We start from the raw sequence: 14250 nt of genomic DNA, 5'->3' as shown, positions 1-14250 counted from the left end.
CAGCTGTCGCTCGAACAGTTCATGCTGCGTGCCTGGTATGAAGGGCACGCCTGGCTGAAGCTGCTGCGACCTTTGTCCATGCTATATCGAGCGGTGGCGGTCCGCCGTCGCCGCTCGTATCTCTCTGATCCCGCTGTCAGCTGGAAGCCGCCTGTTCCCCTGATCGTGGTTGGCAATATCACCCTGGGCGGCACCGGCAAGACCCCGATGACTATCTGGTTGATTGAGCATTTCCAGCGCCGGGGGTTTAGCCCCGGCGTCATCAGCCGTGGCTACGGTGCGGCTCCGCCGTCGCTTCCCTGGCTGATCGACGCTGCGCTCGATACGTCCGAGCAGGTCGGGGATGAGCCGCTGCTGGTAGCTCGGCGCTGCAATGTCCCGGTTGTCATCGACCCTGATCGCTCACGCGCGGCCAGGCAATTGTTGGCCCAGCGGAATGTCGACCTGATTATCAGTGATGATGGATTGCAGCACTACCGGATGGGCCGCACGCTTGAGCTGGCGCTGATTGATGCTGCGCGTGGCCTGGGAAATGCGCGGTGTTTGCCGGAAGGCCCCCTGCGCGAACCCGCGGAACGGCTCGATTCCGTCGACTTTGTTATCCGCAACGGCGCCGAGTTCGACCGCCCTGACGGTTTCGCAATGCAACTGCGACCCGCTGCGCTGGTGAATCTGCTTACAGGAGAACGCTGCAGTATCGAAAGCTGGCCGCACGGCAGGGAGATCAGCGCTGTCGCAGGTATCGGTAACCCGAGCCGTTTCTTCGATACCCTGAAAGACCTGTCTTTCAGCCCTCGAGAGTATGCCTTTGGCGATCATGCCGATTACAATGCCGACAGTTTTGCCGGGCTGGATGCAGCCCTGCCGGTAATCATGACCGAAAAAGACGCTGTCAAATGCATCGGTTTTGCACAGGCCAGCTGGTGGTATCTGGCTGTCGACGCCGAGCTGAGCGACGCCTTCGCCGGGGCGCTGGACGCCAGGCTTGGCGCTGCTTATTAACCTTTCCCAGGAGTCGTACCATGGATCCCAAACTGCTTGATATTCTCGCCTGCCCCCTATGCAAGGGTCCGCTGGTCCAGAACAGCGACAAGACCGAGCTTTGGTGTCGCGCTGATGGTCTGGCATTTCCGGTTCGCGACGGTATCCCGGTGATGCTGGAGAGCGAGGCGCGGTCGCTGGACGCAGATGAACGGCTGGATCGCTGATATGTACCACGTCATTATCCCGGCGCGCTATGCGTCCACGCGTTTGCCGGGCAAGCCGCTGCAGGACATTGCCGGCAAACCAATGATTGAGCATGTCTGGAATCAGGCCCGCAAAAGCCAGGCCGAGAGCGTGACAGTGGCGACCGATGATCAACGCATCGCTGAGGCCTGTCGCGGTTTCGGTGCCGACGTGATCATGACCCGCGCTGACCATCCCTCCGGCACCGACCGGCTACAGGAAGTGGTCACTCAGCTTGGCCTGGATGACAATGCCTGTGTGGTGAACGTCCAGGGCGATGAGCCGCTGGTTCCGCCTGCACTGATCGATCAGGTGGCGGGCAATCTGCTTCAGTTTCCTGAGGCAAGTATCGCGACGCTCTCCGAACCGCTCACGGATATCGACACCTTATTCAATCCGAATGCGGTCAAGGTAGTGACTGACATCCGGGGGTTCGCACTGTACTTCAGCAGGGCCCCCATCCCCTGGTGTCGGGATCAGTTTGCAAACAAACCTCAGGCGCTCCCGGAAGGTGTCCCTTTTCAGCGACACATTGGCCTTTATGCCTACAAGGTCAGCTTCCTGCACGACTATGTGGGCTGGCCAGCGAGCCCGCTGGAGACAGCCGAAGCTCTGGAACAGCTGCGCGCGCTCTGGTTCGGTTGCCGGATCCATGTTGCCGAGGCCTGCGAGATTCCCCCGGCTGGAGTCGACACGGCGGCCGACCTGGATCGCGTCCGTGCCGTACTAGGTGCGCTGTAATGCGGGTGTTATTCGTTTGTCTGGGCAATATTTGTCGCTCCCCGTCAGCACAGGGTGTGTTTGAAAAGTTGTTGGCGAGCAGTGAGCTGGGCAGCGATGTCGCGGTGGATTCTGCAGGTACCGCTGACTATCACGTGGGAAAACCGCCGGATCGCCGCGCCATCGCTGCAGCCTCACGTCGCGGCGTGGATATCAGCACATTGAGCGCCAGGGCGGTGGCCGACAGTGATTTTGCTGAGTTTGATCTGATCCTCGCTGCGGACCATAGCAACCTGCAGGAGCTGTTGCGTCGCGCACCAGCAGACTGCGCCGCGAAAATCCGCTTGTTCATGAGTTACGCCCCGAATGACGGCGAGGAAATTCCGGATCCCTATTATGGCGGCGACCAAGGCTTTGAGGGTGTCCTCGACATGCTTGAGCGCGCATCGCAGGGTCTGCTGGCAAGCCTTGGTGAATACTCCTCAGCGACCACGGCCAGCTAATCATGTTTGAAGTGATCGCCAACGCTGACCTGCGTACGCACAATACCTTCGGTATCAGCGAGCGTGCCGAGCGGCTGGCATTTGTGGGTAACGACAGACAATTGCTGGCAGCCTTATCCCTTGCGAACAGGCACGCGTGGCCGGTAACCCTCCTCGGAGGTGGCAGCAACCTGGTGCTGGCCGCACCCGTTCCGGGCCTGGTGCTGGCTATGCGCAGCCGTGGCCGCCGCGTGGTCTCGCGTAGCGGCCAGGATGTGATAGTCGAAGCAGAAGCAGGGGAGAACTGGCATGCGCTGGTCAACTGGTCCCTGGATCTTGGCTTGTGTGGCCTGGAAAACCTTTCTCTCATACCAGGCACTGCTGGCGCCGCGCCGGTACAGAATATTGGCGCCTATGGCGTAGAGTTGGAGGATGTTTTCGAAAGCGTCGAGGTGTATGACAGGCGCACTGCAGTGATCTGCCGGCTTTACCGTGAGCAATGCCGGTTTGCCTACCGCGACAGCCTGTTCAAAAAAGAGCCGGGTCGTTACGTTATCCTGCGACTCCGGCTGCGCCTGTCGTCAGTGCCCCACCCGAAGCTTGAGTACGGACCGCTCGCCAATGCCTGGCGGGCGACTGGTTTGCAGCGCGCCGATGCCCGGGTTGTCGGCGAGCTGGTATGCCAGATTCGTCGTTCCAAACTGCCAGATCCCTCGCAGCTGGCTAACGCGGGTAGTTTCTTCAAGAACCCGCTGGTAACAGCTGAGCAGGCGTTAGCGTTACAGGAACGCTGGCCCGGCTTGCCAAGCTTTATCCAACCGGATGGGCGCTACAAGCTGGCGGCCGGATGGTTGATTGATCAGGCGGGCTGGAAAGGCTACCGCGACGGAGATGCTGGGGTGCACCGGGAGCAGGCATTGGTATTGGTGAATTATGGGCATGCTCGCGGCACGGATATCATGGCGCTGGCGCAGCGAATTCAGACGGATATCCATCAACGTTTTGGCGTGATGTTGGAAATGGAACCGTTGTTGATCGGCCGACGAGAGCTGGAAGCTTAAGGCTGGAAGCTGGAAGCTGGAAGCTGGAAGCTGGAAGGGTGAGATCGGAGTTGTTGGTTGGTTTTTTGGGCTCGTTCGGGCGACGAAAGGGTAGGCCGCCCGCGGTGGGCGAGTGTGTCTCCTGGGTGTGTCGAATGCCTGCTCGACGCTGGGTTTGCACGGAGCCACACATCGACACGCTGCTGGGAGTGGCGATCGTGAGGTTTGTGCGCGCGACGGTTTGCCGTAGAGCAGGCGCTCTACAGCCCCAGGGGGCGCAGCGCTCTGGTAGAGCATAGTTTTACCCGGGAGATTTCACCCCACCTTCGGCGGCGCGCTGTCGCGCCTCAAACATGAGTTGCAATGAGCTGGGAAGCTAACATTTTGCTCTTTTCGTCGCCCGATCGAGCGCAAAGGATCAACCATCAACGCTAACCTAGCCCTTCCAGCTTCCAGCTTCCAGCTTCCAGCCTTAAGCCCTCGGCTCCAAACTAGCCAACTACGCGCAGGGTCGCGGTGGGGCTTAAAAAACGTGGCCACAAAAAAAGGGGATGCCGAAGCATCCCCTTTTTTATGAAGCCCGATTACTGTTTGGGCTCTTCCTGTTGTTGCTCCAGCGCATGGGTGTCCGGATGACCTTCCTTCCCTGTGCCATCGTGCGTCGGCCGCGTTCTGGATGAAGCACGTTCCTCGGCTGCTTCGTCACGCTGCTGGCCCTGGACGTGCGTGTCCGGATGATCCTTTACATCGCTCGGCTCCGGCAGCTCGTCGGTTGTTTCCAGATCGGTCCGATTCAGCACGTCCTGCTGCTGTTCTACCGCATTGGTCGCAGGGTGCGCCTGGCCACCAGTGGCATCATGCGTTGGCTTCGCAGTCTCGGTTGCCGATTCTTCTGGTGTGACAAACTGCTGGCCCAATACATGAGTATCCGGATGTTGATCATCGCCGGTGGCGTTGGCGGAAGCAGGGGCTTCGACGGTCTCGAGTGGCGTGTCGGCCTGCTCTGCTGCAGGTTTTTCAGCTTCGCGAGCCTGCTCTTCGGCAAGACGCTTGGCTTCCTGCTGGCGACGACGGATTTCCCGTGGATCGTTGTAGGCACGGCCGCTTTCAGTCAGCATCGGAGCCGGCTTGGAGACGGGCTCTGGTGCTGCTGCCTTTTCTGGCTCAGTTACCTGCGGTGCCGCAACGGGCTCCGTGACAGCTGTCTCGGCGGGCGATTCAGTCTCCTGTGCCACAGGATCGGCTGCCTGCTCGGCTTTCTCAGGTTCCTCAGCGACGGGCTTCGTCTCGGGTACCGGAGTTTCCATCGCTTCCTCGTTAACCCGGGTAGCCGGGCGATCTGTCTCGGCCGGTGCAGCGACAGCCTCGGGTGCGGCAGGCGTCGGGACGGAGTCAGGCTGAACAGTGGGCGTGCCGTCAGTCTCCTCGTCTGAATCCTGGCGGCTGGACTGGCTGAAGGCTTCCACTGCGTTCTCAATCGATTGCTCGGCGTTGACTGCAGTCTGGTTCAGACCGGTTTCGACAGGCATCTTGACTTGTTCAAGTGGGTTAGCTGTATCAGTTGACTGCGCCTCGTCTTGCGACGCGGGCACCGTTTTCGGCTCCTCACCGATTGACGACGCGATCGCGGCTGTCGCAGCAATGGCTGCCGCCGCCGGCACTACATCGCTGTTCGGGTCAGAGGCGTCCAGGGTGGAGGCAGAAGACTCTGCATCGGTTTGCGCATTGTTCTCTGCGGCAGTCTCGTCCTGAGCGGGGCGGCTGCGACGGTTGTTGCGGCGACGCTGACTGTTACGCGAGCGGCGCTTCGGACGGTCACCCTCGTTACCAGCTTCATCAGCCTGAGCCTCAGCCGTTACCGGCTCTTCTATGGCAGCCGCCGTTTCTTCGTTGCGCTGGGGGCGACGCTCTGCAGGCGCTGCGCTGCGGTTGATTTCGGTATCCTGCTGTGCACGTGGTTCGCTGGCTGTCTCCTGGCTACGGCGACGACGGCGCGTAGTGGTTTCTGCTGGCTTGCTTTCAACCGGGGCAGGCGCCTGCGTAGTGGCGGCCGGTTCTTCGATATTGCGCTCGGCACGCTCCGGTTTGGGCGCACGCTCAGGGCGCGGCGGGCGCGGGGTCTGAGCCTTGTCGCTGCGATCACTGCGCTGACGCCGGTTGCGCGTATTGCTGCGTCCTTCGCTGCTGCGATTATTCTCGCGTGGCTTGCGCTCTGGGGTGGCTGTGGCGGCGGCAGGCTTGCTTTCTTCGGCCGGCTCCTCATCGCTGGCAAACAGACTGACCAGTGATTTGATCAGACCCTTGAAAAGGCCTGGCTGGGTCTCGTGAATCGCCTGGGTGGCTGCAATCGGAGCAACCGGTGTAGGTGCTGGGCGTGAAGGGGAAATGCTCTTCACCGCAGCTTCCTGACGAACAATGGCGCGAGTCTGGCTGACTGGCACGGGCTCCTCGGCGACAATATCTGCGCTCATGGTGTAGCTGGTTTCGCCGTTCAGTACCGATTCGTGATCGTCACGCAGACGCTGAACTTCGAAATGGGGCGTTTCCATGTGCTCGCTGGGCAGAATCAGAACGCGAACCTTGTTCCGGGCTTCGGTCAAGGCCAGTGCTTCGCGCTTTTCGTTGAGCAGGAAAGTGGCGACAGCGATGGGCACGTGTGCCCGTACTTCTGCAGTACGGTCCTTAAGCGCTTCTTCCTCGATCAGGCGGAGCACCGAAAGCGACAGTGATTCGACGTCACGGATGGTGCCGCGGCCATTACAACGCGGGCAGACAATGCCGCTGGTTTCGCCAAGTGACGGGCGCAGACGCTGGCGAGACATCTCCAGCAGACCAAAGCGCGAGATGCGACCCACCTGCACCCGGGCGCGATCAGCCTCCAGGCTTTCGCGCACGCGCTCTTCCACTGCGCGCTGGTTTTTTGCCGGGCTCATGTCGATGAAGTCGATGACGATCAAGCCGCCGATGTCGCGCAGACGCAGCTGGCGAGCGATTTCTTCTGCCGCTTCCAGGTTGGTCTGTAAGGCGGTGTCTTCGATATCAGTACCCTTGGTCGCACGCGCCGAGTTGATATCAATAGATACCAGGGCTTCGGTGTGGTCGATGACTATCGAGCCGCCGGAGGGTAGTTTTACTTCGCGTTCGAAGGCCGTTTCAATTTGGCTTTCAATCTGGAAACGGTTGAACAGCGGCACGCTGTCTTCATACAGTTTGACCTTGGTGGCGTACTGCGGCATCACCTGGCTGATGAAGTTGAGTGCTTCTTCCTTCACCGTTTCGCTGTCGATGAGGACTTCGCCGATGTCCTGGCGCAGGTAGTCGCGGATTGCACGAATAATGACATTGCTTTCCTGATAGATCAGGAACGGAGCGCTACGCTCCGAGGAGGCGGACTTGACGGCTTCCCATAATTGAAGCAGGTAGTCGAGATCCCATTGCAGTTCTTCTGCGCTGCGGCCCAGACCGGCGGTACGCACGATCATGCCCATGTCCGGCGGGACGTTCAGGCTGTTTATGGCCTCGCGCAGTTCGTTGCGCTCTTCGCCTTCAATGCGGCGCGAGATACCACCGGCCCGGGGGTTGTTTGGCATCAGGACCAGATAGCGGCCTGCCAGACTGATGAAACTGGTTAGTGCTGCGCCTTTGTTGCCACGCTCTTCCTTGTCGACCTGGACAATGATTTCCTGGCCTTCCTTGAGCACTTCCTTGATGTTGACGCGGCCTTCAGGCTGTTTGGTGAAGTACTCGCGGGAGATTTCCTTGAGAGGGAGAAAGCCATGGCGCTCCGAGCCGAAATCGACAAAAGCGGCTTCCAGGCTGGGTTCTACTCGAGTGATCCGGCCTTTATAGATGTTGGCTTTCTTCTGTTCGCGTGCGCCGGATTCAATATCCAGGTCGTACAGGCGCTGGCCATCTACCAGGGCTACTCGCAACTCTTCGGGTTGAGTTGCGTTGATCAGCATTCTTTTCATGAAGTACCGTTGTGTTCCAGTGCTTCTCTGGAAAACACGAGTACGGCACCTGCGACTCGTCCGTTAGGTGTCAGGTGTGTTTCTGCTTGGGCCAAACCTTGCCCTTGTTCAGAGTTCATATCGCGCCCGTTGGCGGCGACAGTTGAGTCTGTGGCGAGTACAGCGAAACGATACTTTAGGGAGGAATCAGCCGGACTGGGAACGGGGACACAATGAAATGGCAAGTGTCAGCGCTCGTCACATGATCCTGAAGCTGTGCATCTCCACCTAAACACTTACCCATCTGAATCGGGTGCCGCTCATCGTTTTCCGGAGAGCGGGTTTATATTCTGTTTGCGCATGTGGCAAACAGGGTGTCGATCATAGTGGCCGCCGGCATCTGTTTTGGCCTGGCTAAGCCTCTATCTCGGTATTTCTGGGGAACGTCTGCAGGACGAGTGTTCATCCATCTTCCCCGGCTGCAATAACCGCAGCTCGCCGGACTATATCAGCATTTTTTAAGTGCTTCAATTGCATGAAAAAATGTATCATGCGCGGATGAAAATTCCTGCATCTGAAGCGCCTTCTGCCGTGCAAACCGTGCTGGTTCCCGAGGACCTGGCCGGGCAGCGCATTGACAACTTCCTGCTTACTCGCCTCAAAGGCGCTCCAAGAACCCTGATTTACCGGATTCTCCGTAAGGGGGAAGTGCGGGTGAACAAGGGGCGGATCAAGCCTGACTACCGGTTGAAGGCGGGTGACAGCGTACGGATTCCGCCGGTGCGCCTGCCGGAGCCCAACGAGCCCGCGCTCGTAGGACGCGGCATATTGCAAGCTTTGGAAGCCAGCATTCTGTATGAAGACAAAGCGCTGATTGTCGTCAACAAGCCGGCAGGTCTGGCGGTGCATGGTGGTAGCGGTTTGAATTTTGGCGTGATTGAGGCTATTCGTCAGTTGCGGCCTGAAGCCAGTGGTCAGCTGGAGCTGGTGCACCGGCTGGATCGTGACACCTCCGGCTGCCTGATGATTGCCAAGCGGCGCAGCATGTTGCGCCATTTGCACGCGGCGCTGCGAGGCGACAACGGTAGCGATAGCGTGACCAAGCGATACATTGCGCTGGTGCGTGGCCGCTGGCCGGCCACCACCAAGCGGGTGCACGCTCCGTTGCAGAAAAACAATCTGCGTTCTGGTGAGCGGATGGTTGAGGTAGACGCGGACGGCAAGGAATCCCTGACCGAGTTTCGTGTGCTGCAGCGTTTTGGTGATTTCGCCACGCTGGTCGAGGCGCAGCCTATCACTGGCAGAACGCATCAGATCCGCGTGCATGCCCGCCATGCAGGGCATCCGATAGCCGGCGACCCCAAGTATGGTGATGACGATTTCTCGCAGAAGATAAAAGAGCTGGGTGGTAAACGTTTATTTCTGCACGCAGCCTCGTTGCGTACAGAGCTGCCAGATGGTGCGGTGCTGGAAATCAGTGCTGAACCCGGTCAGATGTGGGACAGCACCCTGGCGCGATTAACCGGCTATGAATGAATTCAATACTCTGATCTTCGATTGGGATGGCACGCTGGTGGATTCGGTCGAGAAAATCGTCGAGGCCATGCAGGTGGCGGCCGATGAAGTGGGTTTGCTTGTTCCGGCTGCCGGGGCTGTGCGCGGCATTATTGGTTTGGGATTGCCCGAGGCCATCGCCACCCTGTACCCCGAGTTGGATGACCCATCGCGGGCTGCGGCTCTCAAGCAAGCATACAGCGACTGCTATATCCGGCTGGAGCTTACTCCTTCGCCTATGTTTGAGGGGGTGATGAATACACTGGATGCGTGCCGGAAGCAGGGTTTCAATCTTGCGGTGGCAACCGGCAAGAGCCGGCGTGGGCTCCAGCGGATTCTCGCACAGCATGGTCTGACGGATTATTTCGATGCCACGCGCTGTGCCGACGAAACGGCCAGCAAGCCGCATCCGTTGATGCTGCGGGAAATATTGGCGCAGCTGGACGTTGCGCCTGAGCAGGCGTTGATGGTTGGCGATAGCGAGTTCGATATGCACATGGCGCGTAATGCCGGCATGGCGGGTGTTGCGGTCAGCTACGGGGCGCAGAGCAGGGAGCAGCTGTTGTGTTGCGACCCGGTGCACTGCATTGATGAGTTTATTGAGTTCCACGGCTGGGTGATGCCGCGTTACGGCGCCCGCCAGACAATCGAGGTATGAGCATGCAAGGGGATGAGTGGACCGAAGGTCCGATGCGCTCCAGGGAGGAGGTTGCAGTGGAGAAAGAAGATCGCAAAGCCTGGCAATTGCTGGACAAAACGCTGCAGGCCTCGGTTCAGGAACAGCGTCGGTCGCGCCGCTGGGGCATCTTCTTCAAGTCGCTGACATTCCTGTATCTACTTGGCGCTTTCCTGATGCTTTCGCCCTGGGGTGGCGGGGACGGTGCCGGTACAACGGAGCCGCATACCGCTGTGGTTGAACTGCGCGGCACTATCGCGGATCTCGAAGAGGCCAGCGCCGACAATCTGGTGACTAGCCTGCGGCGCGCCTTTGAAGACGAGAACACCAAGGGCGTGGTGCTGCGTATCAATAGTCCGGGCGGCAGTCCGGTTCAGTCTGGCTATGTGTACGATGAAATCAAGCGGCTGCGCGGTGAGCATCCGGATATCAAACTCTATGCAGTCATCGCGGATATAGGTGCGTCGGGTGCCTATTACATTGCCGCCGCGGCGGATGAGATATATGCCGACAAGGCCAGCCTGGTCGGCTCAATCGGTGTGACGGCAGCCGGATTTGGTTTTGTTGGCACGCTGGACAAGCTGGGTGTCGAGCGCCGGACGTACGCGGCCGGTGAGCATAAAACCTTTCTTGATCCCTTTCAGCCAGAAAAAGCCGATGAACGCGAGTTCTGGCAATCCGTGCTGAACAATACCCACCAGCAATTTATCGATCAGGTAAAGGCGGGGCGGGGCGATCGGCTCAAGGATCACCCTGATCTCTTCAGTGGTTTGGTGTGGTCTGGCGAACAGGCGCTTGAGTTGGGCTTGATTGATGGGTTGGCCAGTACTTCTAGTGTTGCCCGGGACATCATTGGGGCTGAAGAAACGGTGGACTTTACTCATCGAGAGTCCCCTCTGGCGCGGTTTACCCGGCAGCTCGGCACGAGCATCGGCGCGGCGTTGGCCAGGCAGTTGGAGTTGGCCAGTACTGCGCCGGCTCCAACCCTGCGCTAGCTGTCCTGGTCAGGGAATCTGAATACCTTGCTGCCTGAGCATCTCGCATAGCCTGATCAGGGGAAGACCGATCAGGCTGGTGGGGTCGTCGCCGCGCAGCGCCCTGAACAGACTGATACCCAGTCCCTCCGCTTTGAAGCTGCCCGCGCAATCATATGGTTGTTCGCGGGCCAGGTAGCGTTCAATGCTGGCATCGTCCAGCGTCCGGAACACGACTTCGAACGGCACATAGTCCTGTTGATAGTCGCCCGTGGCGGAGTTGAGCAGACATAGTGATGTGACGAAACGTACAGCTCTGCCGCTGCACTGGCGCAGTTGGGCTGCGGCAGTGGCGTGATCGCCGGGCTTGCTGACTGGATCGTCCCCCAGCAGCAGTACCTGGTCCGAACCGATTATCAGATGATTCGGGAAGCGTTCTGCCAGAGCTCGTGCTTTCTCCAGCGCCAGGCGCAGTGTCAGTTGTTCCGCGGTTTCGTTGGCTTGGGGGTCTTCATTTATATGGGGAGCTGCCCATTCGAAGGGCAGCTGCAAGCGCTGCAGCAGCGCGCGGCGGTATGGGGAGCTGGATGCCAGTACCAGGCCAGGCATTAGGAGTTCCTTTTGCGGTGGAGAAGGGGCAGTGCTGCGGCTATCCTAAGGCAGAATGGACATCGGACGCGATCCAGGAGTCGCTTTGCCTCCCTCTGGGTGGGGCCGCGCTGACACGAGAGCAGACCCTGTGCATATTTCTGCAAATAGTTTTGACAGCGGAGGGCGTGGTCCCTAGAATTGCGCGCTTATGTCAGGACCTATACCCGCACACATTGAGCCGCACAAGCTGATTGACCGCAGCATCGTTCTGGAAGGGACGGTTCCTGCGAGCAAGATGCCGCGTCTGAGCGCCTTACTGGACGCCCCCGCTGAAGATGTACAGGTAAAACTGTCGTTTTCGCGTGACGAACAGGGCGTGCATGCCATGCACGGCCATTATCAGGTCGATGTGGCGCTGATTTGTCAGCGCTGCCTTGAGCAGGTAATGATCCCGCTCGACAGTGAGTGCGACGTGGGTTTTGTAAGCAGTGACGAGGCGGCCAAGAACCTGCCCCGGAACTATGAACCGGTTATCTTGGATGATGAAAAACTCGATCTGCACGCTTTGATCGAAGATGAGCTCTTGCTGGCCCTGCCAGCGGTTCCGATGCATCCAACGGGAACATGTCAGCATCCACCAGGTTATCAGCCCGATATCCCGGAGCCGGAGGAAGAAGCCGAAAAGCCCAACCCTTTCAGCGTGCTGGCCAAGTTGAAACGTGATACCTAAAGCTTAGGAGCTTATAGTCATGGCTGTACAGCAGAACAAAAAGTCTCGTTCCGCGCGTGACATGCGTCGCTCACACGATGCTCTGTCCGCACCGTCCTTGTCTGTTGACAAGACTACTGGTGAGACTCACCTTCGTCACCACGTATCTCCCGATGGCTTCTATCGCGGCCGCCAGGTGATCAACAAGGACAACGACGAGTAAGTCTTGTCCACGTCAATTTGCCCAGGTCCGCTGATAGTACGTTGCGGTCAATGACGACACCTCAAATGACCCTGGCAATTGATGTAATGGGCGGGGACTTCGGTCCCCGTTGCATTATCCCCGCCGTAGCTCGCTCCCTTCGTCAATATCCCGATCTGAATGTTGTGCTGGTTGGTTCTGCCGACCCGGTCCAGCAACTTGCAAAAGAGCATCTGTTGCCGCCACAGCGCGTGCAGTATGTGTTCACCTCCGATGTAGTGCTCTCCACCGATTCGCCCGCCAGCATCCTGCGCGCCAAGCCGGACGCGTCCATGCGTGTGGCGATTGAGCAGGTCCGCGATGGCAAGGCCCAGGCGTGTTTGAGCGCGGGCAATACCGGCGCGCTGATGGTGCTGGCCAGATCCGTGCTGGGCACCCTTGAGGGTATCCAGCGCCCGGCGATCATGGCGGCGCTGCCGGTAGCAGGGCGCTCCTGTTACGTACTTGATCTGGGTGCCAATGTTGATTGCTCCGCCCAGCAGCTATTCGAGTTCGCGGTGATGGGGTCCGAAGCCGTGGCCGAACTTACCGGTATCGATCGCCCACGTATCGGTCTGCTGAACATCGGCGAGGAAATCAACAAGGGAGGTCAGCGCGTCCGGGAGGTGGCAGAAATGCTGCGCGCCTGTCAGGAGCTCAATTACATCGGGCATGTCGAGGGCGACGGCTTGTTCCGCAATCAGGCGGACGTGGTGGTCTGTGACGGATTTGTCGGCAACATAATGCTCAAGAGTTGTGAGGGGCTGGCTGTATATATGCAGAACGAGACGCGTCGCGCGCTGCAGGGCAGTCGTACGCTACGTCTGCTCAGCCCCCTGCTGCGGCGCGTGCTGCGCCCGGTTTATGAGCGCCACGATCCAGCGCGATATAATGGCGCCACGTTACTCGGGTTGTCCGGCGTGGTGGTGAAAAGTCACGGTGCTGCCAGCCAGGCTGGCTTCGAAGCAGCGATTGGCCAAGCGATACTGGCCAGTCAGGCAGGATTGCCGAAACGTATCGCAAAACGGCTGGTCACCTGTAGGCAACCGCGGGTGTGACCTGGTGTTGCTGCGGTGCATCCAAACTGCATTCTGATTCACTCAATCCTTCAATTACTTCAATAACGAGGAAGGCTGCATGACTCAATCCCTCGCATTCGTTTTTCCCGGCCAGGGTTCCCAGGCTTTAGGTATGCTCTCGGAGCTGGCAAAACAGGAGCCGCTGATCGGCGAAACCTTTGCCGAAGCGTCAAGCGCGCTGGGGTACGATCTATGGCAATTGTGCCAGGACGGTCCGGTGGAAGAGCTGAATCGCACTGATCGGACCCAGCCAGCGATTCTGGCCGTTTCAGTCGCCTTGTGGCGTTTGTGGTGTGCGCAGAGCGAAGTGCGTCCGGCGTTTGTCGCAGGGCACAGCCTGGGTGAATATTCAGCATTGGTGGCTGCCGAGGTTATGGGGTTTGCGGACGCGCTGCGGCTGGTCGAACGTCGAGGTCAGCTGATGCAGCAGGCCGTGGCTGAAGGCGAGGGCGGCATGGCGGCGATTCTCGGCCTGGACGATGAAAAAATCATCGAGATCTGTGCCGTCGCTGCTCAAGGCGAGGTGGTCAGCGCGGTTAACTTCAATGCTCCCGGCCAGGTGGTCATCGCAGGTCAGGCGAGTGCTGTGCAGCGGGCCATTGAGGCTTGCAAGGAAGCTGGTGCCAAGCGTGCCATTGCCTTGCCGGTCAGCGTGCCGTCACATTGCGCGCTGATGAAGCCGGCAGCGGAGCAGTTGGCCAAGGACTTTTCCGCTCTGGAGTGGGGCGCACCGACCATTACGTTGGTACAGAATGTCACCGCACGGCCCGCGGCCGACACAGATGCGCTACGCTCGTTGTTGGTGGAGCAGCTGTACAGTCCGGTGCGCTGGGTTGAAAGTATCGAGTATCTGGCGGCGCAAGGCGTTACTGATCTGGTCGAGTGTGGTCCAGGAAAGGTATTGTCCGGGTTGAACAAGCGCTGCGCTAAAGGGGTCAATACCCATCATCTGGATACCATCGACGGCTTCTCCGCCACCCGAGCAACATTCAAACAAGGAGCTTGAG

14 protein-coding genes are annotated in these 14250 nt (G+C 59.2%); 12 read left to right on the top strand and 2 right to left on the bottom strand.

Annotated elements, in window-relative coordinates; all coding sequences use genetic code 11:
* The first annotated feature begins 3 nt into the window (after window positions 1–3).
* Genes lpxK through murB form a run of 5 tightly spaced genes read left to right on the top strand, consistent with a single transcriptional unit; the run spans window position 4 to window position 3490 of the window.
* Window positions 4–1002 (top strand): tetraacyldisaccharide 4'-kinase, encoded by a 999-nt coding sequence (gene lpxK / locus G3M63_RS16125; RefSeq protein ID WP_163984310.1) that lies wholly within the window; start codon window positions 4–6, stop codon window positions 1000–1002.
* 20 nt (window positions 1003–1022) lie between these two features.
* Window positions 1023–1208, top strand: coding sequence for a Trm112 family protein (locus tag G3M63_RS16120; protein ID WP_150298948.1), 186 nt, complete (start codon window positions 1023–1025; stop codon window positions 1206–1208).
* Window position 1209: 1 nt separating this feature from the next.
* A complete protein-coding gene (gene kdsB / locus G3M63_RS16115; RefSeq protein WP_371923472.1) occupies window positions 1210–1968 on the top strand; it encodes a 3-deoxy-manno-octulosonate cytidylyltransferase in 759 nt (252 codons plus the stop codon).
* The gene (locus tag G3M63_RS16110) at window positions 1968–2450 is read left to right on the top strand and encodes a low molecular weight protein-tyrosine-phosphatase (RefSeq protein WP_163983777.1); all 483 of its coding nucleotides are present in this window, start codon (window positions 1968–1970) and stop codon (window positions 2448–2450) included. Before kdsB ends, G3M63_RS16110 begins: the two co-directional genes overlap by 1 nt.
* A complete protein-coding gene (murB, locus tag G3M63_RS16105) occupies window positions 2450–3490 on the top strand; it encodes a UDP-N-acetylmuramate dehydrogenase (protein ID WP_371923590.1) in 1041 nt (346 codons plus the stop codon). The genes G3M63_RS16110 and murB overlap by 1 nt, the downstream gene beginning before the upstream one ends.
* A gap of 563 nt (window positions 3491–4053) precedes the next feature.
* On the opposite strand, the gene rne is transcribed toward murB, so the two are convergent.
* Window positions 4054–7440: a ribonuclease E gene (rne, locus tag G3M63_RS16100; RefSeq protein ID WP_163983775.1), complete on the bottom strand. Its 3387-nt coding sequence runs from the start codon at window positions 7438–7440 to the stop codon at window positions 4054–4056.
* A gap of 537 nt (window positions 7441–7977) precedes the next feature.
* Between rne and rluC the strand changes: the two genes are divergently transcribed.
* Genes rluC through sppA form a run of 3 tightly spaced genes read left to right on the top strand, consistent with a single transcriptional unit; the run spans window position 7978 to window position 10644 of the window.
* Window positions 7978–8955: a 23S rRNA pseudouridine(955/2504/2580) synthase RluC gene (gene rluC, locus G3M63_RS16095; RefSeq protein WP_163983774.1), complete on the top strand. Its 978-nt coding sequence runs from the start codon at window positions 7978–7980 to the stop codon at window positions 8953–8955.
* The gene (locus G3M63_RS16090) at window positions 8948–9631 is read left to right on the top strand and encodes an HAD-IA family hydrolase (RefSeq protein WP_163983773.1); all 684 of its coding nucleotides are present in this window, start codon (window positions 8948–8950) and stop codon (window positions 9629–9631) included. Before rluC ends, G3M63_RS16090 begins: the two co-directional genes overlap by 8 nt.
* Before the next feature lie 2 nt (window positions 9632–9633).
* Window positions 9634–10644: a signal peptide peptidase SppA gene (gene sppA / locus G3M63_RS16085; RefSeq protein WP_371923470.1), complete on the top strand. Its 1011-nt coding sequence runs from the start codon at window positions 9634–9636 to the stop codon at window positions 10642–10644.
* Between the two features lie 9 nt (window positions 10645–10653).
* Here the strand turns inward: sppA and G3M63_RS16080 are convergent, their stop codons facing one another.
* Window positions 10654–11232 (bottom strand): nucleoside triphosphate pyrophosphatase, encoded by a 579-nt coding sequence (locus G3M63_RS16080; RefSeq protein ID WP_150298942.1) that lies wholly within the window; start codon window positions 11230–11232, stop codon window positions 10654–10656.
* 190 nt (window positions 11233–11422) lie between these two features.
* Here G3M63_RS16080 and G3M63_RS16075 point away from each other — a divergent pair, with 190 nt between their 5' ends.
* From G3M63_RS16075 to fabD, 4 genes are all read left to right on the top strand, one after another.
* Complete coding sequence (locus G3M63_RS16075) at window positions 11423–11944, top strand: YceD family protein (protein WP_163983772.1); 522 nt, start codon at window positions 11423–11425, stop codon at window positions 11942–11944.
* Window positions 11945–11963: 19 nt separating this feature from the next.
* Window positions 11964–12146 (top strand): 50S ribosomal protein L32, encoded by a 183-nt coding sequence (rpmF, locus tag G3M63_RS16070; protein WP_150298940.1) that lies wholly within the window; start codon window positions 11964–11966, stop codon window positions 12144–12146.
* Between the two features lie 65 nt (window positions 12147–12211).
* Window positions 12212–13222, top strand: coding sequence for a phosphate acyltransferase PlsX (gene plsX, locus G3M63_RS16065; RefSeq protein WP_371923469.1), 1011 nt, complete (start codon window positions 12212–12214; stop codon window positions 13220–13222).
* Between the two features lie 79 nt (window positions 13223–13301).
* Entirely contained in the window at window positions 13302–14249 is a 948-nt protein-coding gene (gene fabD, locus G3M63_RS16060; protein WP_163983771.1) for an ACP S-malonyltransferase, read from the top strand.
* Window position 14250: the final 1 nt, after the last annotated feature.

The sequence above is a fragment of the Pseudomonas sp. OIL-1 genome (assembly GCF_010669185.1).
Lineage (GTDB): Bacteria > Pseudomonadota > Gammaproteobacteria > Pseudomonadales > Pseudomonadaceae > Halopseudomonas > Halopseudomonas profundi.
This window is presented reverse-complemented; position numbering and strand designations above follow the sequence as displayed.

Bases quoted from the DNA above. Each gene is read 5' to 3' on its own strand.
- kdsB (WP_371923472.1), top strand. From the start codon at position 1,210: ATGTACCACGTCATTATCCCGGCGCGCTATGCGTCCACGCGTTTGCCG.
- fabD (WP_163983771.1), top strand. From the start codon at position 13,302: ATGACTCAATCCCTCGCATTCGTTTTTCCCGGCCAGGGTTCCCAGGCT.
- rluC (WP_163983774.1), top strand. From the start codon at position 7,978: ATGAAAATTCCTGCATCTGAAGCGCCTTCTGCCGTGCAAACCGTGCTG.
- plsX (WP_371923469.1), top strand. From the start codon at position 12,212: ATGACCCTGGCAATTGATGTAATGGGCGGGGACTTCGGTCCCCGTTGC.
- rne (WP_163983775.1), bottom strand. From the start codon at position 7,440: ATGAAAAGAATGCTGATCAACGCAACTCAACCCGAAGAGTTGCGAGTA.
- G3M63_RS16080 (WP_150298942.1), bottom strand. From the start codon at position 11,232: ATGCCTGGCCTGGTACTGGCATCCAGCTCCCCATACCGCCGCGCGCTG.
- G3M63_RS16120 (WP_150298948.1), top strand. From the start codon at position 1,023: ATGGATCCCAAACTGCTTGATATTCTCGCCTGCCCCCTATGCAAGGGT.
- rpmF (WP_150298940.1), top strand. From the start codon at position 11,964: ATGGCTGTACAGCAGAACAAAAAGTCTCGTTCCGCGCGTGACATGCGT.
- G3M63_RS16110 (WP_163983777.1), top strand. From the start codon at position 1,968: ATGCGGGTGTTATTCGTTTGTCTGGGCAATATTTGTCGCTCCCCGTCA.
- G3M63_RS16090 (WP_163983773.1), top strand. From the start codon at position 8,948: ATGAATGAATTCAATACTCTGATCTTCGATTGGGATGGCACGCTGGTG.
- G3M63_RS16075 (WP_163983772.1), top strand. From the start codon at position 11,423: ATGTCAGGACCTATACCCGCACACATTGAGCCGCACAAGCTGATTGAC.
- sppA (WP_371923470.1), top strand. From the start codon at position 9,634: ATGCAAGGGGATGAGTGGACCGAAGGTCCGATGCGCTCCAGGGAGGAG.